General features: G+C 32.2%; 16 protein-coding genes and 2 pseudogenes. 7 read left to right on the plus strand and 11 right to left on the minus strand.

Annotation, left to right across the window (positions count from 1 at the left end; translation table 11 throughout):
- The first annotated feature begins 10 nt into the window (after window positions 1-10).
- The gene (locus tag ORL93_RS25875; RefSeq protein ID WP_483298360.1) at window positions 11-1,711 is read left to right on the plus strand and encodes a ribonuclease J; all 1,701 of its coding nucleotides are present in this window, start codon (window positions 11-13) and stop codon (window positions 1,709-1,711) included.
- A 101-nt stretch (window positions 1,712-1,812) separates the two neighbouring features.
- Here the strand turns inward: ORL93_RS25875 and ORL93_RS25880 are convergent.
- From ORL93_RS25880 to ORL93_RS25900, 5 genes and pseudogenes are all read right to left on the minus strand, one after another.
- Window positions 1,813-2,201, minus strand: a pseudogene (locus ORL93_RS25880) (IS200/IS605 family element RNA-guided endonuclease TnpB); the annotation flags it as partial.
- Window positions 2,202-2,342: 141 nt separating this feature from the next.
- On the minus strand, window positions 2,343-3,476 hold the full coding sequence (locus tag ORL93_RS25885) for a zinc-dependent alcohol dehydrogenase (protein WP_265959788.1): 1,134 nt from the start codon (window positions 3,474-3,476) through the stop codon (window positions 2,343-2,345).
- 347 nt (window positions 3,477-3,823) lie between these two features.
- A complete protein-coding gene (locus tag ORL93_RS25890) occupies window positions 3,824-4,669 on the minus strand; it encodes an MBL fold metallo-hydrolase (protein WP_373926190.1) in 846 nt (281 codons plus the stop codon).
- A 516-nt stretch (window positions 4,670-5,185) separates the two neighbouring features.
- A pseudogene (locus ORL93_RS25895) lies at window positions 5,186-5,554 on the minus strand (DUF3888 domain-containing protein).
- 461 nt (window positions 5,555-6,015) lie between these two features.
- Window positions 6,016-6,723 (minus strand): IS6 family transposase, encoded by a 708-nt coding sequence (locus ORL93_RS25900; RefSeq protein ID WP_040118712.1) that lies wholly within the window; start codon window positions 6,721-6,723, stop codon window positions 6,016-6,018.
- A gap of 472 nt (window positions 6,724-7,195) precedes the next feature.
- On the opposite strand from ORL93_RS25900, the gene ORL93_RS25905 reads away from it, so the two are divergent.
- A complete protein-coding gene (locus ORL93_RS25905) occupies window positions 7,196-7,423 on the plus strand; it encodes a helix-turn-helix domain-containing protein (protein WP_000454673.1) in 228 nt (75 codons plus the stop codon).
- Between the two features lie 78 nt (window positions 7,424-7,501).
- Here ORL93_RS25905 and ORL93_RS25910 read toward each other — a convergent pair whose 3' ends face one another.
- From ORL93_RS25910 to ORL93_RS25925, 4 genes are all read right to left on the minus strand, one after another.
- A complete protein-coding gene (locus tag ORL93_RS25910; RefSeq protein ID WP_098217089.1) occupies window positions 7,502-8,119 on the minus strand; it encodes a replication-relaxation family protein in 618 nt (205 codons plus the stop codon).
- On the minus strand, window positions 8,058-9,239 hold the full coding sequence (locus ORL93_RS25915; protein WP_265959792.1) for an FtsK/SpoIIIE domain-containing protein: 1,182 nt from the start codon (window positions 9,237-9,239) through the stop codon (window positions 8,058-8,060). The genes ORL93_RS25910 and ORL93_RS25915 overlap by 62 nt, the downstream gene beginning before the upstream one ends.
- A 100-nt stretch (window positions 9,240-9,339) precedes the next feature.
- Complete coding sequence (locus tag ORL93_RS25920; RefSeq protein WP_018783426.1) at window positions 9,340-9,525, minus strand: hypothetical protein; 186 nt, start codon at window positions 9,523-9,525, stop codon at window positions 9,340-9,342.
- Between the two features lies 1 nt (window position 9,526).
- The gene (locus ORL93_RS25925; RefSeq protein ID WP_040118717.1) at window positions 9,527-9,823 is read right to left on the minus strand and encodes a phage protein; all 297 of its coding nucleotides are present in this window, start codon (window positions 9,821-9,823) and stop codon (window positions 9,527-9,529) included.
- Between the two features lie 164 nt (window positions 9,824-9,987).
- On the opposite strand from ORL93_RS25925, the gene ORL93_RS25930 reads away from it, so the two are divergent.
- The gene (locus ORL93_RS25930) at window positions 9,988-10,362 is read left to right on the plus strand and encodes a hypothetical protein (RefSeq protein WP_265959793.1); all 375 of its coding nucleotides are present in this window, start codon (window positions 9,988-9,990) and stop codon (window positions 10,360-10,362) included.
- A gap of 121 nt (window positions 10,363-10,483) precedes the next feature.
- A complete protein-coding gene (locus ORL93_RS25935) occupies window positions 10,484-10,642 on the plus strand; it encodes a hypothetical protein (RefSeq protein WP_018783429.1) in 159 nt (52 codons plus the stop codon).
- A 209-nt stretch (window positions 10,643-10,851) separates the two neighbouring features.
- Here the strand turns inward: ORL93_RS25935 and ORL93_RS25940 are convergent, their stop codons facing one another.
- Both ORL93_RS25940 and ORL93_RS25945 read right to left on the minus strand, forming a co-directional pair.
- Window positions 10,852-11,256, minus strand: a complete 405-nt coding sequence (locus tag ORL93_RS25940; RefSeq protein ID WP_265959794.1) for a hypothetical protein — start codon at window positions 11,254-11,256, stop codon at window positions 10,852-10,854.
- A gap of 1,220 nt (window positions 11,257-12,476) precedes the next feature.
- Entirely contained in the window at window positions 12,477-14,177 is a 1,701-nt protein-coding gene (locus tag ORL93_RS25945; protein ID WP_265959795.1) for a hypothetical protein, read from the minus strand.
- A gap of 1,219 nt (window positions 14,178-15,396) precedes the next feature.
- On the opposite strand from ORL93_RS25945, the gene ORL93_RS25950 reads away from it, so the two are divergent.
- From ORL93_RS25950 to ORL93_RS25960, 3 genes are all read left to right on the plus strand, one after another.
- Complete coding sequence (locus ORL93_RS25950) at window positions 15,397-17,121, plus strand: helix-turn-helix domain-containing protein (protein ID WP_265959797.1); 1,725 nt, start codon at window positions 15,397-15,399, stop codon at window positions 17,119-17,121.
- A gap of 878 nt (window positions 17,122-17,999) precedes the next feature.
- The gene (locus ORL93_RS25955; RefSeq protein ID WP_098927639.1) at window positions 18,000-18,362 is read left to right on the plus strand and encodes a DUF3796 domain-containing protein; all 363 of its coding nucleotides are present in this window, start codon (window positions 18,000-18,002) and stop codon (window positions 18,360-18,362) included.
- Window positions 18,352-18,552, plus strand: coding sequence for a helix-turn-helix transcriptional regulator (locus ORL93_RS25960; RefSeq protein ID WP_018783661.1), 201 nt, complete (start codon window positions 18,352-18,354; stop codon window positions 18,550-18,552). Before ORL93_RS25955 ends, ORL93_RS25960 begins: the two co-directional genes overlap by 11 nt.
- Window positions 18,553-18,631 lie beyond the last annotated feature (79 nt).

Genomic DNA, 18,631 nt, shown 5'->3' on the forward strand with positions numbered 1-18,631 from the left:
ATAAGTTTGGATGTTTTCAAAAAGGAGGATATTCATTTTGAGTATAGTACAAAATACACTATCCATTTTTGCTTTAGGTGGGGTTAATGAAATAGGAAAAAATATGTATGCCATACAATATTCAGACGATATTGTGATTATTGATTGCGGTTCTAAGTTTCCAGATGAAAGTTTATTAGGAATAGATTTGATAATACCGGATATTACATATTTGCAAGAAAATAAGGATAAAATTCGAGGTTTAGTCGTTACACATGGACACGAAGACCACATTGGAGGTATTCCGTATCTATTAAAACAATTAAATGTCCCAATTTATGCAACGAAATTAACCCTAGGATTAATCGAAATCAAATTAAAAGAACATAGACTTCAAAATCTAACACAGTTATTTGTTATTGATTCTGAGTCATTAATTGAGTTTGGACAAATAAATCTAACATTTTTTAAAACCAATCATAGTATTCCTGATTGCCTTGGAATTGCTTTTCATACCCCAGAAGGTACAGTAGTTCATACAGGCGACTTCAAATTTGATTTAACTCCTATTAATAATCAATATCCAGATATTCATAAAATGGCTAAAATCGGATGCAATGGTGTTTTAGCTTTACTCTCGGAAAGCACGAATGCTGAACGTCCTGGATTTACTCCTTCAGAACAATCAGTAGGTGAGCGAATTGAAGAAGCGTTTAACAAGGCTCATAGAAAAGTTATTATCTCTACCTTTGCATCCAACGTGAATCGCGTACAGCAAATAGTAGATGCCGCTTTAAAAACTAATAGAAAGCTTGCTTTACTGGGGAGAAGCATGGTAAATGTAGTTTCTGTTGCCTTAGAACAAGGTTACTTAGATATTCCTGAAGGAATGTTAATTGAAGCAAATGAAATCAACCGAATGGATCCCCAAAAAGTAGCTATTCTTTGTACTGGTAGTCAAGGTGAACCTATGGCAGCTCTAGCTCGTTTAGCCAGTGGAAGATATCGACAAGTAGATATCTTACCTGATGATACTGTCATTTTATCTGCAACTCCTATACCAGGAAATGAACGAAATGTTTCAAGAATTATAGATAATTTATTTTGCTTGGGAGCTAAAGTCATTTATGGATTAGGAAGTTCAACAGGAATGCATGTCTCTGGACATGCATATCAAGAGGAATTAAAATTAATGCTTACTTTAATGAAACCTAAATATTTTATTCCTATTCATGGCGAATTTAGAATGTTACATCATCATAGCCTGTTAGCAGAGTCCGTGGGTGTTAAGAAAGAAAACATCTATATCATTAGCAATGGTGAAGTTGTCGATATTAAGAATCAGATTGCTCATCAAACTAGAAGAATACCTGCTGGTAATATATATGTAGATGGATTAGGAATTGGTGATGTAGGAAATGTTATATTACGTGATCGTAAACAACTTTCTGAGGATGGTATGCTTGTAATTGTTATTACTCTTAGTAAAACAGATGAGAACATAATTTCTGGTCCAGACATCATTTCTCGTGGATTTATATATGTTCGCGATTCAGAAGACTTTTTAGAGAAAATCAATCAACTAACTGTTGAAACGATTAATAATTTAAAAAAGACTAATATTAGCCAATGGAATGTTTTAAAAAGAGAATTAAAGGAAACACTGGGCCACTTTATATATTCACATACAAAAAGAAAACCAATGATTCTTCCCATCATAATTGAAGTTTAAAATGATGATTTTCTGTGCCGATTAAGTAAGAGGATAACAGATTTTGCGATACTTTCATCCCGTGCCTAAAGGTAGATTAAAGTCATGCAGGGGCTTTCTTGTATCGCAAAATCTTTTAGTCCAATGTCAGTTCTACAAGCGAATTCAGTTTTAGGCATTTGTTGTACTTTTGTTACGATAAGGATAGATACAAAATATGTACCACTCGGTTACGTCGAATCGTTGTATGCAAGATACGCCCTTTTACTTCACGATTTTTGGCAAAGCGAACCAAGCCCAGTTTAAGTAATTTCATTTTGTTGTCTATAATAGCAATATTTCCGTTCATTTTCTTGGTTGTGTAAGATTACACTTTATTCTTTTTAGACTTGAATCGTGGAATAGCATCCGTCAGATTTTTCGATGTTGATTGAAGAGCAATACTATCGACTTCTTTTAACCAAATTGTATCCGGTTGTTTCTTTAATTGAGCTAGCCGGGTAGGACATGTGTTAATGATTTAAACTATATATTCATATTAAAAATTCATTCAGTATTTATTTTTCAAAGTAAAAAAGATAAGATCTTGGAATTGAATCTTATCTTCAGCATAAAGAATAATTAAAAAGGATTAATGAGAAAGGACGGATTTTTAAGGTTTCAGAATAACTTTTATACAATTATCCTCACGATTATTAAAAATTTGATAACCATAACTCGCTTCTTCAAGAGGGAGTTTGTGTGTAATAATCTCCTTTGGATCAAATTCATTTTTTGTTATTTTTTCAAACAATTCGGGCATAAAATGAATGACCGGGGCTTGTCCCATTCTAAGGTTAATATTCCTAATCCAAAATGCACCGAGTGGAAATGCATTATAGTTGCCACCATAAACACCTGTCATTTGAACCGTTCCATATTTTCGTACGGCTTTTGTAGCAATTTGTATAGGACCGAGGGTTCCCCCTTGTAATTTTAATTTTTGTTCAACAAACTCCAAAGGAGATTTCTTTCCATCCATACCTACACAATCGATGACGACATCCGCTCCACCATGCGTAATTTCTTTTAAATGTTCTCCCATATCCGGGTATTTTGTAAACTCAAATACCTCAACATTGTTAATCTTTTGTGCATAATTCATTCGATAATCCAAATAATCAACTGCAATTACACGCTTGGCACCTTTCATCCAAGCAAATTTTTGTGTCATTAGCCCAACAGGTCCACAACCAAGCACGATAACAGTATCGCCTGATTTTACACCTGAATTTATTACACTCCAATAGGCTGTTGGTAAAACATCGGATAAAAAAAGTAGTGACTCATCATCAAGCTCGCATGATTCTGGTATAACAAAGGGAGTAAAGTTACCAAAAGGAACTTTTAAATATTCAGCTTGACCACCTGGATGGTTACCAAATTTCTCTGTATAACCAAAGTATCCACCGGAATCATAATGAGGATTTGAGTTATCACATTGACTTTCCATTTCATGTTGGCAATAAAAACAATGCCCGCAAGCAACATTAAAGGGGATGACAACACGATCTCCTTTTTTTACTTTAGTGACATCAGGACCCACCTCTTCAACAATTCCCATTGGTTCATGACCGATAATGTATCCTGGGGGTAAAGGCATATTACCTTGATATAAATGTAAATCGGATCCGCAAATAGCAGTTGAAGTAATCTTTACAATAATATCATCTTTTTTTTCTAATCTCGCATCATCAACTTGTTTAACCTGTACTTGATTTGGCCCTTGATAGGTTACAGCTTTCATATTCACGTGCCTCCTTTTTTAACATTTTCTCAAAATATCTTTTATATTTATTTATAATATAGAAATCATTTTCCTAGTTATTAAAGAGAGAACAGAATTGAATCAGGGGGAATACATAACCCTGTTATGAAAAGCTTTCATATTGCCTTCTCTTCCCTATGTCTTCTAGCTATATTTTAAGAAGAAAATCAATATTTATACATGTTAAAGTGAACTTAATTCCGATAAAAAGGAATATTTCATCATCTCTCCTTTTTATAAAACTTTAATTTATTAATGAATAAAATAGTTCTATTGTAAATTAAGTAAGAAATTTAGACCTCTAATGTTTCATATAAGGATTATTGTTAAATATATCTTCCGTAATCAGGAATAGCTACTCTATCAAAATTCTTTACTAAACGATGCAATTCATTTCTTAATTCTTCTCCAAACATAGGTAGACCGTGCCCTGTCACTACAAATTTAGGATTTAACTTCTCAAGTATTTTTACAGACTCCCAGGCGTTCTCCCAGTCGGTAGTAAGATATCTTGGTGGACCATTTAATTCTTTTTGTTGAATCAATACTTTATACAATGAATCTTGTCTTACGGTAACAAAAGCATCTCCAGCGATTAAAAAATTATCCCTATTTCGAAACAGAGATATATGTCCAGGAGTATGCCCTGGAGTATGTACCCAGCTCCATCCAGGCATATGGGGAACACTACCATCCGGAGGCAACTCATGTATACAGTTACCTAAATCAATACCCTCATTTGGAAACAAAGGGGCAATTTTTGCTACAAATCCACCCTCCACAGAGCCATCTGGATCTGGATAGTCTTTTTCACCATTTAAATAGGGGATTTCTAACTCATGTGCATAAACTGGAACATCCCATTTTTTTACTAATTCAATTACAGAACCAACATGATCAAAATGACCATGAGTCAATATAATTGCTTTGGGTTTACTATGTTTACCAAATTTCTCCTCCGCAAAATTTATGATGAGATTCATCGATTTTGGCATTCCCGTATCAATTAGAACCCATTCGTTTGGCTTTGTAGATTCATCAACAAAACATACATTAACAATTTTTATACATAAACAATAGATGTTGGATGCAACTTCGATGCTACTTCCATTGCCAAAAGAAGTTAAAGGTAAAATTGTTTCATCTAAATTACTTTTCAATTCTTGATTCAATTTTTCATTCATAAGAGCAGACTCCTTTTTACATTATGCTCTTTAGTATGTAGAATTACTAAAATAATATTACCTTCAAGCTGATTATCAACGCATGCTTTTGTATAGACTTATTCTATTTCTTTGTATTCTAATTTTACAGAATTGAATTTTGAGCATAAAAATAGAAATACTATCCGTCTTGTTTAGGAGAAAAATAATAGAGGAGGATTTTAATATAGAAAAATTAAATCTATCCCCCTTCTAGGGGTCACTATATCATTCTGGGAAAATTGTACGCTAAGGACTGAAAATCCTTACTATGACAGCGTTCATAGAGGATGATTATGTGTTTAGAAAGATAAAAACAACAGATTAAATGAACATTGAATTATTTACACACTTTATGAACAAGATTATAGCTAAAAAATGTTGATATTCTTGAGTTTTAGCCTCTGTTCATAAACATAAGGTTTTCTGAACAAATATCTCTTAACGTACATAAAAAAACAGTGAGTTTATACTTCACTGTTTTTTCTATTCTTGCTGTTGTTTCACTTCTTTAACTTTTACCCCACTGGGATCAATATTAAAAGTAATTGTTACTTTGTAACTCGGAGGATTATGAGCATTTACATAAGTATGGTATTCAACTGTGACAAGAAAATTAAAAGTTCCTTTTGGATATCGCTCAACTTTTATAACTTTTGTCTCTGTTAAACTATATTGATGATATGTTCCAAGTTGCTTTCTAATAACTTGACTTGCATATGGAGCCAATAAAGTATTATATTAATCATAAAAATCCTTATTACACACATTGGTTGCTTTCCCTTTCAATGGGGATATAAAAAAAAATGTTATTATAATTCCACAAAATATTATGGATAATTTATGTTTTAGCATAAAGTCCTCTCCAACCTATGTTATAGGATAAGAGTTAGGATATGCTGAAAAATAGTAGTTATTCATTTTAATTTAACGTACAGGAAACCGCTCAAATGTGTCTAAATTGTGTCTAAACGTACAAAATTCCCAAAATGATATGGTGAGGCCATGCCCATCAACTTAAGAATTTTATAATGCCCCAAAACAATAAAATGTACATTTTCATCTTGGGATGTTAATCTTCTCGTCTTGGAGTATTTGCTTTCCTTAGCTTGCTGATGATAGGTCTGTACTCCTAGTAGAAAAGCGTCTTTTTACTTATAATCGGATATATAACTTAATCAATTAACAAGGAGAATGGAAGATGATACAAAGTATTAACCACATTTGTTTTTCAGTTGCAAATCTAGAGAAAGCGGTTCTGGTGCAAAAAACATTTGATAGAGATATAGAACCTACATGGCCTATTCAATGACAGATTATGATGCAATTCCAAATAACTTATGTATGAACCCAACTTCATTTTGAGCAGACTTCACCTGTAGGTTAAGTTGTCCTTTTTTCATCATATGCATGGCTTCAACGCCGCTCAATATAGAAGTGGCTGTTTCATACGATTTGAATCCTAACATAGAACGTACACGTTTCTTAATGAAACGGTGATCCTGTTCCACTATATTATTGAGATATTTAACTTGCCTTATTTGTATGCCTTCAGGCATATGTTTCTCTTCTTTTAACTCTTGAATCGCTACGGGATAGGCCGGGTTCTTGTCTACTGTTATAACACGAGGTTTACAAATATGAGAAGCAGCCAAGGCTTTCTTGAAAAAGCGCTTGGCTGCTTGTTTATCTCTTGATTTACTTAGATAAAAATCAATGGTATTCCCTTCTGAATCAACGGCACGATATACATACATCCATTGCCCTTTCACTTTAATATAAGTTTCATCGACTCTCCATGAATCATTTGTTGTTTTAAGATGATGTCGTACTTTCTCTTCTAATTGAGGTCCATATTGATGAACCCATCGCATAATCGTTGTGTGAGCCATGGATAAGCCTCGTTCCTCCATCATTTCCACCAGGTTACGGAAGCTCAAATTGTACCGTAGGTACCATCTTACTGTTAATAAGATTAGTTCCGGCTGATAATGCTTCCATTTGAACAAATTTTCCTTTTCCATATCGATCACACACCTTTTTCTAGAGTAATACTATCAGTATGTCCAAGGTTAGGAGATTACTTGCATGTATCTTGAATTTCTTGCACCGGAACCTGAATCTCTATAAAGTATGAGAAGCGACAATTAAAATTAAATTTCGATAATCATAATCTTTTTTTTAAGTTTTTTATTTTTGTAGTTATTTAATTAGACTATTATAAAAAGCTCAAACCCCTTGGTATCAAAAGGGTTTGAGCTTTTATTTTTTCTGTAATATCAGTTGCAACAAGTTGCCATTAGAATAGTGTATCAGCAACTTGTAGCTATTACTATGAATGCTAGATTCCCCGAAATTATTACATATATTTTTAAATTATTAGTTTCTATATCTTATGCTTACATATTTCTATACATTCCTTTAAAGTGAAACTGTTTTAACAATGGGACTTTTGGACAAACTATTACTACAAAATCCTATCTAGAGGTGAAGAAATTGGAATGGTTTGTTATAAAGCCCAGGAGTAAGCTAGGCAAATTTTTAGATCGTCATGATTTAACGCAAGAAGAAGTTTCAAAGGTTAGTGGTGTAAGTAAAAGTACATTAAGTCGCCTTTGTAAAGGGAATGCCTTTCATCCTTCATTTAAAAATCAAAACAAGCTTATTAATGCATTACGAAGGTTAACAGGTAAAAACATCAATCATACAGATTTCTGGACTTAATAAGGGCTACTAAACTATGTAGTCCTTTTTAACAATTTAGTTGCCAAAAATCTATATTTTTTGTAATTCAGTTGCAAACTACAAAACTTCTTTTAAAAGGAATGTACGTACATACACATTATATTTTATTCCATAACTTTCTAACTTTTGTTCACGATAGTCTGATATTGTAAAAAATAAAATATTTGGTACGATATCCCTTTGTTTTTTATATAGCCTTGCAATTAAACTATAATACTGTATTTTTTCTTCATTATTCTTCATATGTTGCAGCCTATCAATTTCAACAAAATGTGGTACTTGATCTACTAAATAATAAGCATCTGGTACAATTATTTTCTCTTCATTTTGATATCTAAATTTTATAACTTGTTCTGTTTTCCAATCTGGAAATCCAAGCCACATCCAAGCTTCATTTCTTAAAAGTATATGTTCAAGTTGATGTTTCTTTTTTCGTTCATTTGGTTCTAATCCTAGCAAGGCACAACCTTTTTTGTTGAGATAATAAACATACTCCCGGTTATGCGAGGTAACATGGCAATATTGCCGTAGATCCTTCAAAATACGATTTGCATTTCGAATACTACCTAGAGCATGAATTGCTTGTAATTGCCTCCTAGAAGCGAATTCTAGCTTATTTAAACTCGATAAAATCTCGATCTGTCTGGCTCTCTGTTTGAGCTTCTGGTGTCTCATTTTGTTTCACCACCTTGTATTGCTTCAGTAATTCCCACATGTCCATATCCTTTAAATAAGGTACCTGAATTTCTTCTGTGCGATCCGTCTTAAATAATGCTCTTCCTGGAAGGGAAGGCAGATCTTCAAGACCTAGTTCATCCAAAGCAACTTGTGAAGCAACCGCTGTTGGTAATCGAAAACCTAGCTTTGCATCAGCATTTTGTTTGATTTGCCTTGGCAATGTGTCAGAGGTTGGATATTGAGTACAAAATATAAGCCGGAATCCTAAACCACCTCCGATTCTTGCGATTTCAGATAACATCTCCTGGCACATAAATAATAAATCCCGTTGTTTTTTAGGTAAACCTTGTGTCGGACAAAGATTCGCTCCTTCATCTACTATGATGAAGCAACGCTCTCTAATTGATGTGTCTATAACATTGGTAAAATAGGACTTTTTCATCATCTCAATCTGTTTTACCATCTTTTCACGTACTCTCACCAACATCTCTAACGCCTGTTCCGGGTTTTCAGCTACTTCTACTACTTGGGATAACTCTTTGTAAGGACTAAATTCTAGCCCTTCCTTCAGATCGATAATAAAAAAATTTACGTGTTGAGATTGTTGCAAAATTAAACTAGTCATCACATTTTTTAAGAATACTGTCTTTCCAAAACGAGTCATTCCACTTACACACATATGAGGTGTTTTCTCGAAATCATGATACACGTGTTTATCTAATGCTTTCCCCATCATAACTTTCCATGTGTGCTCTTTTAACAGCTCCTTAGACCAATTCCACATTTCAGGTATTCGTTGCTTAAATACTCGAATATGAAGCTCTCTTTGATGAAACGATATTTTAACAGGTTTATATAGTCCTTCTTCTAATACTTCAGCTAACTTTTTGATAAGTTGACTAGGTACGCCGAGCGGTAACTTGTAAACATAATTCATACTTATGTCATCTTCTACTTCTTTTATAAAAATGGGGTATTGTAATTCACCTTTATATTGAACACATACCTTTGTAATTTCAAAAAACATTGCAATTTTTTTCTTATCATTCGTTCCATTACTTTGGTAAAAATAAGCTACAGTTATAAAGGTTGCTGGTATTAACAAAAGTGATATCATATCCTCCATACCTCCTTTAGGTAGTTGAGCCTGTATGGAAGGTTAGAAAAAACAGATTAAGGCGCACTATTACAATTTTTTTCAACTACCAGATGTAATACTAACGTAGAAACACATCTAGTATATCCATTAGCACGTACCAAACACTCCCAATTAATAAGCATTTTAGCCCCGCACGTAGCAACCAATCTGGAAGGTAAAGACCTTTCTTTTTTAGTAACTTAATTCCCAAAACTGAAGCACCAGTAATGGCATAAACTACCCCTAGCTCTCCAATGATCGTCACTTTAGTCCCATCCCTTCGGTTTAATAGATAAGTTCCCTTTACGATCCCTGTATAGTTGGTAATCATCTAATAACTCATTCCAACTTACAGCATGTTCATCACCATATAGATCTTCTTCAATTTTTTGACTTAAATAATAATATCCTCGGTACTGTCGGTCTAAATAAACTTCATGTCGTTGCATATGCTCTTGTATAGCGCATATGTTTTCTTCACTTTTAGTACTTTTATACATTTGATTCAATGTTCGAGAGGAATAAAGATACGGTGTACTATACAACATTTGATATTGATTCATATGTCTCACCATCCATATAAAATTCTAAGTACACTAATACATATGAGTGCTATCCATATTATTGAATTTGTACAAAAAATATAATATCTACTCACAAAGGACAGTTATGTATATACGAAGAATGTATGTTGCAACAGGGAAAAAGAGGAAAGAGGTGACGTTGCTTGTTAAAGTCAAAAAAATTCATCATTCCGTTATTAATATTTACCTTGTTGGCTATATTCGTTATCGAAAAAAGAAGAGTTATTTTTCAAGAAGAGAACCCCATACCATTAGCCATAGGAATGTCAAAAATGATTTTTCAAGGGAAAGAAATAGTTGAAATAGAACAAAACGAAGATCGATATTCAGATGTTTCTCTTTATTTAGTAAAACGTGAGAAAATGGAGCCCTTCATAAAGATGCTGGAGAAAGATGGTTGGACATTCGTTGAGCAATTAGAATATCAAAATGCTTTAATTTTTGAAAAGGGGAATCAGACTCAAAGTATTTCTTATAGATACTATACAAGATATTACACGATACTCGACTCTTATTAAGATGAGGTGTACAGTCTTCAAACGAAGAAGACTATGCTATAATATGAAAAGATAATTGTAAAGTTAGGGTGGAGGCTATCACTCCTTCTTTCTATTTTGGAAAGGAAGGGGGTGAAAAGCCATGGAAGTACTTCTTGAATTTCTAAAAGAAATTATAAAGGGGATCGTTCGTGAAACGATTGCACACCTCTTTAAGAAAAACATTTTAGAACACAAGAAATCCACCCTATCATCTCGCCGTCGGAAGCGTAAAAAGGGTGGATTTCGTAAGAAAAAATAAGCTATGATAGCCACCACCTTGACGGTAGCAGTTATCCAAAGAGGAGCACATGTTGGTAGCATGTTGCTCTCTTTTTTATTGTATGGCTTTATTGACTGAAGTATACCTTAGTTTGTATCTACATTATAGCATGTACAATGAGATTTGCAATTTCCAAGTTATTTAGCATTACCAGTATTTTTTTAAATCACTATTCTTATTTTGGTAGTCTACATAGACATACTTTTAACTTTTTCAAAAAATTCTTTTAAGCGCACAAATCCCTCTTCATCTCCACGTGTTGAAAAAACCTCTCGTTCTTCGTGAGAAACAACGATAACTGGAATTGTTTTAAAAAGAGCAAATGGTTGTCTTGTTTCTTTAATTTTATTAATTTGATGGTAAGGTATTTGTAATGAAATAGGAAGCTTACCGAATAATTCACTATAAAATAGCAGCTGTCGTTCCGTATAAGCTAAAATGCCTCTCACAGGAGTGGGATTCCCATTTGGTACTCCTACTAAGCCAGACATACCATTTTGCATTTCATAATAAGTTGTAATCGTGCCTTGTATATTCTCATTTGTAGACATTTTTTCTTGAAATTCTTGCATTGCATGTTCTTTTAAACTCATATCAACATCTCCTTAAATTAAGACTTATTTTTGATGTTTTACTAGAAAAGAAGTACTAAATACTAATAAAAAAGCTAGCATGGCCATGAAAGGAATTGTTATGAATTTCAAAAATACAAAATCAATTGCTGAGCAGTTTTCATATAAACAACTAAAGGAGCTCTTAATGTTTTTTCGTTTTTTTAATATATAGGTATTAGGATTCAGTTGACATATTCCTGAAAAATAAACGCCCTATTTTCATAAAGAACTTATAAAATATAATAACATATGAATTTAATAATGTTTTATTCGTTTTTTTCTCTGTTTTTTTATACTTAACATCATAATTTACTTATCACTATGTTCAGTTGAAATTTAAATCAATTTTTTAAGGAATGAGGTTTCTATCGAAAAACGATATATTTAATTTTATTGGGAATAGACTTCTTTTGATTCTAAAGTTGTCCTTTTGTAAGCATATTTTCGTAAGTAATAAAATCTTATATAAATATAAATCTTATATATATTAAAAATATAAAGATAAAACTTATATAGGGCTAGTAAATATGAGTCTACCTCTACTGTAACAAGGGATTTGGGCATACCATCGCACAAAAAATCATAAATAGCAGAATCTAACAACGCAAAATTAGCTATTAGTACGGTATAAAACCTACAAATAATCATAAATAATATCATGTATTTCTACATAAAAAATGAAACAAATTGATGCATTGTTAAATATATTTATTCAAGTAATAAATTTTCAATTTATCCACCGTATGTCCACAATTTCTTAATATTTACTCACAAAACATTCACAATATAGGTTAACTAATCAACATAATTAGAATTTGTCACATGACTCACATAAATATTGATGATTTTTGATAGGTGAAGTACTAAAACCCCTTTATTTCAATAATAATTACATAATATTATTCACATTAGGTTCTATTTATCTACATACCAACGAGATTTAATGTTTTTCTTATGATTTTTTGTAGGTATTTGTATGCATTTTAGATAAAAATAACGTGTTTATTTAAACATAGATGTGGAAAATTAGTTAATTGCAGTACAGTTTTGTATAGGAATGTATAAAAAAAGACTCTACTATGAATAGAATCGAGTAAAGGTGTCTATGAGGAGAAATTAGTGAAGGGCTTTTAAATAATGGAACCAACACGAATAGCCCTCTATTTATATTTTTTTCAAAAATAGAGAGCGGAGTATCGTTAATTTTTTTCCATTACCTCAAGTACTTGTTCGGCCGTTGTTACATGAATACCAGCGCGTATTAATTGTTCAAATGCACGCATAAATGTAATCAAATTGAACTCATCCGGTACTTCAATAACGCGAAGCTTTTCTTTAGGTAGTCGATCTATCTTTTCAATGAACAATTCGCGAACATCACTCGGAATAAAGCGTTCTTTATGTCCTCTTGCTTTTAGAAGTTCACGTATTTCTATTTCTAAAGCCATATAAGCATTTAGATTTGTACCTTGTTCATAGGCGTACTTTCTAAACAACGTTTCTTCTTGATACTTTAGATAGTTGCGGTGATACGATTCCTCTGTAACAGGTACAGCAAATTTGGATTTTAGTAACTCATATGTTTTACGGAACAACTTTTTGATGTTTCGTAGAGAGTACATAGAGAAATGCAATCCAAAATCAAATACAGCTTGCTCTTTATGTTCTTTTGGAACATGTTGTCCTATAAGAGGGTAAATACCTTCTTTTGCTGCTGTATCAAGAATTTGATATTGTGATGTTTGATTCAATAGTTTTTTCAGCGTATACACTAACTTACTTGGATACTCTTCATTACGATCTATCATGTCACGTAAGCTACGAATGACACTTCGAATTTGTCGATGACAAGTATACTTAAGTACATGAATAAATTTATTCATGTCTTGTGCAAATTCACCGATATTCAGTTCTTGTAGCACAGATTCAATAAAACGAGCTTTTCGTGCATACGTAACCTTAGGTGTGAATGGATCACGATACTGTATTTCTCCAGCTTCCTTTGTACATAAGAAATCTGTATGTAAGGATAGATATAAAGTCGTATATCTTTTTGTATTTTTAACCCCTTTTTGTAGCTTGCAAATTTTGAATAGGGGAGTCCCTGTACATGGTAATGCAGTTGTTAATTCTGTCATAACCGCACGGATTTGATGTGGGTATTTCTTATGTAAAAAGCGATACATTCCGCCAAAGTGAGTTGTATTTCCTCTTTCATCCTGCTTGTTTAAGGAACGTTTAAGAGTCGTTTCGCTGTGCTGTTGCATAGCAATGTCCAAGAATAGTTTCTTAGCCGCGACTGAAAGCGCAAAGAAAGCTTTGGTAAATACGACTGGGCTAATATACACATAGGAATTTGCCTTTTCAGTTTCTGCGTTCATAAAATGAGTTAGCTTAATGGTATAGCGGCCATCTAATTCATTTTCTAGTGTAATAATGTTATGTAAACTTAATTTCTTTAATGCAATATAGAATTGAGAATGCTGTATATAAGCAAATTCCTCTTTATACTGCTTGTAATCTTCCCACATCATATGTACTGTTACATTTGGAATGACCCCATTCGTGTAACATTTCTTGTGTAGATATAAGAAGACTTCTAAATCTGCATTTGTAATGCCATATAATTTATGTTTTCGTCCCATTGTTTCTGAAATAGCAAATAGTGTACGACGTGAAAAAGATGGTTTCGCCTGGGCCACAAAGCCATCTACATCAGCAATGCGTTCTTCATATGTCATATGATCCAGAATATCCTCAAGGTATGTATCTTTATAGCTGTAGTATTTTTCTTCAAAAGCTTCAACAAGCTTCTGCCAAGACTTCAATGTTACTAGAACTGCATTTGTATCTTGTCCATTTAGACTACGTTGATTACGAATAATAAATGATTGTCCCATCTTTTTCACCTCCTACATATAAATCCAAAAATATATGCCAAAACACTATAAAATATACCAATTATGATTATATCAAATCGAAATTTAATGAAATATGCCCCTTTAAGAGAAAAAATGAAAAGATGAAATGCGCGTTAATCCCTTGTATATCAAGGGATTTGAAGGTTTATCGATTTTTTTTTATGGACATCATACCGCTACAGATTTTCATCTTTCTAGAACATCGATAAATCATTAGAAAAAACCTCATAAACATTGATATAACAATGTTTATGAGGTTTTTTTATAAATACGAAAGGGACATCATATAGCTGTAAGTTTTCATGTTTTCAGATATAAAATTATTTATAGAATAGCCTTTAAACGTTGGTATTAAAGCGTTTGAACTCAAAATTTCAAATTTTATAAGGGACATCATATAGCTAAATCCTTTTCATCTTTTTATAAAAAAAGGGACATCATACCGCTACAGGTTTTCATGTTATATAAATAGCCGAAAATACGAACAAAAGGCAGTGAATGTATGATGTCAAAGGGTTTATAGAACATTCACGTCATTCAAAAGGGACATCATATAGCTATGAGTTTTCATGTTTTTAGATATGAAATTATTCATAGAATAGTCTTTAAGCGTTGATATTAAAGGATTCAATCTCGAAATTTTAAATAGTAAAAGGGACATCATATAACTAAGACCTTTTCATCTTTGTATGAAAGAAGGACATCATACCGCTACAGATTTTCATATTATATAAATAGTTGAAAATGCGAACAAAAGGTAGTGAATGTATAATATCAAAGGAGTTATAGAACATTTTCATTATTCAAAAGGGACATCATATAGCTCGAAATTTTCATGTTCCATATTGGAATTACAAAAGAACCCCTTTTATATCAAGCTTTAGCCCTCTTTTTTAACATTTTTGTGCAGTTAAATGGGCAATGATATAGCTACAGATTTTCACGTTTATGAAAAAAGTTAGGATATTACATTAGCCTTGGAATTAAGTTGTATTTGGATTTTACAAATTAAATTGGTCTTGTATAATCATTTACAGGGATAGGTATGAATACTAAGACCCTGTAAAGGTGTAACGTAGAAAATTTAAAATAGAATATTCTAATTACCTTTCTTGTTATTTAGAAAGGGACATCATATAGCTAAGTATTTTCACGTTTAGATAACATTTATTAAATTTATGTAAGGAGCAAAATATATATGGAAGACGTTCTACAATTGTTTAGAGATGCATTATCAATAACAGAACCACTTTATAAACAGAACGAGCAATTGTGGCATAAATGGAATTCTTACTATGTAGACGTTGAAGCAGATAATAGTAAAATTGTAACTTCAGAATACCTTTCTCCATCATTCTCAATGCTTGTACAGTGGGTGAAGCAGCAACAAGGAAAGGGCATTTCAGCTTTAGATATATTCAAAAACATAGATGCTTACAAAGTAAAAATTCATGAGACAATAGATGTCTTTATAGCCCAAGAGTTTCGTAATGAAGAAACAGTTAATACAATAACACATACACCAGTGATTGAACCTACTGCGAATATAGCGCATGAAAATTATTTAGAAGTAAATAATTCCGCCGTTTATTATAAGTTAAGAGATGGGATAGCAAAGAATCAATTTGAGGAAGATGAAAATACAAAATTAAAATCATATCCCATTGAAGCGAAAGATAGTAATGGAGTAGCACAGCTTTCATCTCATAAAGACGAAGATTTAAGGTTAACAAATATTGAAGAGGCCGCAAGATGGAACACATTAGTAGATGGTGTAATGAGTAATATGGATGATTTAACAGCGGACGTATTAGATACCATCACAATTCAATGGCTAAATGAAGCAAATTCACCTGATGAATTTATTGATTTTTCATATGAACAAGTTTTAGAAATGTGCAGTATTTCAAAAGCAAAAGCAAATGGTGTTGAATATTATAGAGTGGAAGATAAGATTAAGGTAGCTAAACGTATAGCAGCTCTAGCAAGTATTTTTATATACTTAAACGATGAGAATGAAGTAGTTGTACTAAATGATCGCGCTGAAACAGGTAAACATTATGAGGTCAAGCGTGAAGTCATTAAACGGTTATTTGTATTAGATTCTGTAGTGCTTTGGAGGGATAAAAATACAAATGAATACATGGGTATAGAATCGTGCCGAATTAAACCGGGCAGTTTCTTATCCAGTTATCTATATGGATCTAATAGCACTACAGCACTATTATCAAAAAAGGCCCTTGAATATAATAGCTATAGACACAAATATCATAAAAGATTAATTCGTTATTTGACATGGCAGTGGAGAATTCGTCAAATGTTTTCTAACTTAAAAAGGCCATATTCTATAGGGGGAGATAAAGGGTTATTAGCAGTAATGGGCATTAACCAAAAGCAAAAGCCTAACCGTATTCGTGATCAATTAGAAAATGTTTTAAGTGATTTAGAAAAAGAAGGTGTAATTTCTCATTGGGGATATGATAAGGAGTTAGATGAGGATCAATTGACGAAGAAGAATTGGTTTAAAAAATATTATTCACAGTTAGGAATAGTAATACTACCACCTAATGAATTAATTCGTTCAATGGAAAACTTAGCAAAGAAGAAGGATACTGATGTAATTCATTCAACGGAAAGCCTAGCAAAGAAGCAGACTATTGATGTAATTCATAGGGATAATCAGCCAGTAAAAACTGAAGAAATGCCCTTAGATATAAATAGAAATGAACAGTTAATTCGGGATAAAATAGAATTTATGCATCGGAGAAAGAACATAACTATGCGGGAGCTCTCAGCAGAGATAGGCATATCACAGCCCACTCTTTCAAGATTCTATAATAAAAAAACAAAGCGTCTCTCTGGAACTGCGAGAGACAAATTAAATCAATGGTATAAAAGACAAATGATCATCGATAAAATGTAAATTTAAGCTAAAAATTAGTATTGAAAAGAGTCCTAGAAATAGGACTCTTTTTAATGTAGTTATTGAATTTTCCGGTTTTAAAACGAAATATAGAAATATCCCTTTTTAGAAATAGGGATATTTCTATATTCTAAGTCTTTGTTAATAATTTGAATTTCTTTTCCTCCTGTAGATTCACTTGTTTTTGCTCGTTATTAGGTAAATAAACAGGAGTATCTTCGCTATTTTTGATATTAGAAGTAGGGATATATAGAAATATCTACTTATAGAAATAGGGATATTTCTATAAGTTGTATAGAAGATTATAGCAGTGATATGTGGTACATGTAATAGAGTTATAGAATTAACGGATAATGCCTAAACCATTGATGTCAAAAGAGATTAATTACAATGAAAATGAAACTAAAGAATATTCCTGATTTTGAATAGATCCAAAGAATGGCGCTACTAGCTCAAAAACAATGGGGTGTTACTATTAATTAGTGGCGTAGTGTTATTGTAGCTAAGTACAAGGAAAATATTAAACAGTTAGCTGTAGAGATAAAACGATTGACTCAAATCCATATTGGATGCTAAAAATTTGCAGCCTTATCCGTTTAGGATATTAATAAAAAATTATTTAAATGGAAAAAAGGATGTGTGGTGGGAGAGTACATTAAACTTAGAAATTAATTCATCAAACAGGAATTAGAAATTCTTTCACAATAAGGTGTTGTAGATTTGAAATAAAGTTGTACTGTTTATAAAAAAGATATACCGTTTTGAATAAAGTCATACCGTTTATAAAAAAGTTGCACTGCTTTCAGTCCTTTTTATTTTCAAGTTAATGTGATATATTCATAACATAAAGAGCGAAATATATCGCATAGGAGGTTTATATGAAAAATAAATTATCTTATTTGGGATTTCTCGGTTTTTTTGGCTTTTTAAGCCCGTTCTCATTTTTAGGTGATTATTCATCGTTTGTAGGTTATTTTTTCGGTTTCTTTTTCTTCTTTTTGTATGCAAAGGTTGTGCCTGATGAACTCTTTATACAGCATGTTCGTATCGCCGCTACAAGAGCATTTTTCGTAGCACTCATACTGGGCATTATAGTAACACTAAGCGTTTTGATATTGGAAAACTTAGATATAATTAGATTCCTTGTTACAATTTCGCTTTTCATACCATTTGGTACATTCCTAATTAGTCTTGAAATATTTGAACATAGAGAAAAGAAAGGGATGCAAGATGCCAATTAAGACTCGAATGAAAGAATATAGGGTAAGGCTAAATATGTCTCAAGAAGATTTAGCTAACAAAGTAGGTGTTAGAAGGGAAACAATTGGTAATCTCGAAAATGGAAAATATAACCCTTCATTCAAACTTACTTATGATATTGCGAAGGTTTTAAAAGCACCTATTGAAGTTCTGTTTTGGTTTGAAGAATAGGTTAGGTATAAGTAAACAGTTATAATAGATATGTTCATGAGTTTTGAGCAATCTTTTTTATAAAACTAAATTCAGATTT

The organism is Bacillus sp. DHT2 (assembly GCF_026241455.1).
GTDB lineage: Bacteria > Bacillota > Bacilli > Bacillales > Bacillaceae_G > Bacillus_A > Bacillus_A pseudomycoides.

What these genes read in the sequence shown, in the direction of transcription:
- ORL93_RS25910 (WP_098217089.1), bottom strand. Translation starts at nt 8,119, where the DNA reads ATGAGACACCAGAAGCTCAAACAGAGAGCCAGACAGATCGAGATTTTA.
- ORL93_RS25900 (WP_040118712.1), bottom strand. Translation starts at nt 6,723, where the DNA reads ATGGAAAAGGAAAATTTGTTCAAATGGAAGCATTATCAGCCGGAACTA.
- ORL93_RS25915 (WP_265959792.1), bottom strand. Translation starts at nt 9,239, where the DNA reads ATGATATCACTTTTGTTAATACCAGCAACCTTTATAACTGTAGCTTAT.
- ORL93_RS25935 (WP_018783429.1), top strand. Translation starts at nt 10,484, where the DNA reads ATGGAAGTACTTCTTGAATTTCTAAAAGAAATTATAAAGGGGATCGTT.
- ORL93_RS25960 (WP_018783661.1), top strand. Translation starts at nt 18,352, where the DNA reads ATGCCAATTAAGACTCGAATGAAAGAATATAGGGTAAGGCTAAATATG.
- ORL93_RS25950 (WP_265959797.1), top strand. Translation starts at nt 15,397, where the DNA reads ATGGAAGACGTTCTACAATTGTTTAGAGATGCATTATCAATAACAGAA.
- ORL93_RS25875 (WP_483298360.1), top strand. Translation starts at nt 11, where the DNA reads ATGTTTTCAAAAAGGAGGATATTCATTTTGAGTATAGTACAAAATACA.
- ORL93_RS25885 (WP_265959788.1), bottom strand. Translation starts at nt 3,476, where the DNA reads ATGAAAGCTGTAACCTATCAAGGGCCAAATCAAGTACAGGTTAAACAA.
- ORL93_RS25940 (WP_265959794.1), bottom strand. Translation starts at nt 11,256, where the DNA reads ATGAGTTTAAAAGAACATGCAATGCAAGAATTTCAAGAAAAAATGTCT.
- ORL93_RS25945 (WP_265959795.1), bottom strand. Translation starts at nt 14,177, where the DNA reads ATGGGACAATCATTTATTATTCGTAATCAACGTAGTCTAAATGGACAA.
- ORL93_RS25955 (WP_098927639.1), top strand. Translation starts at nt 18,000, where the DNA reads ATGAAAAATAAATTATCTTATTTGGGATTTCTCGGTTTTTTTGGCTTT.
- ORL93_RS25925 (WP_040118717.1), bottom strand. Translation starts at nt 9,823, where the DNA reads ATGAATCAATATCAAATGTTGTATAGTACACCGTATCTTTATTCCTCT.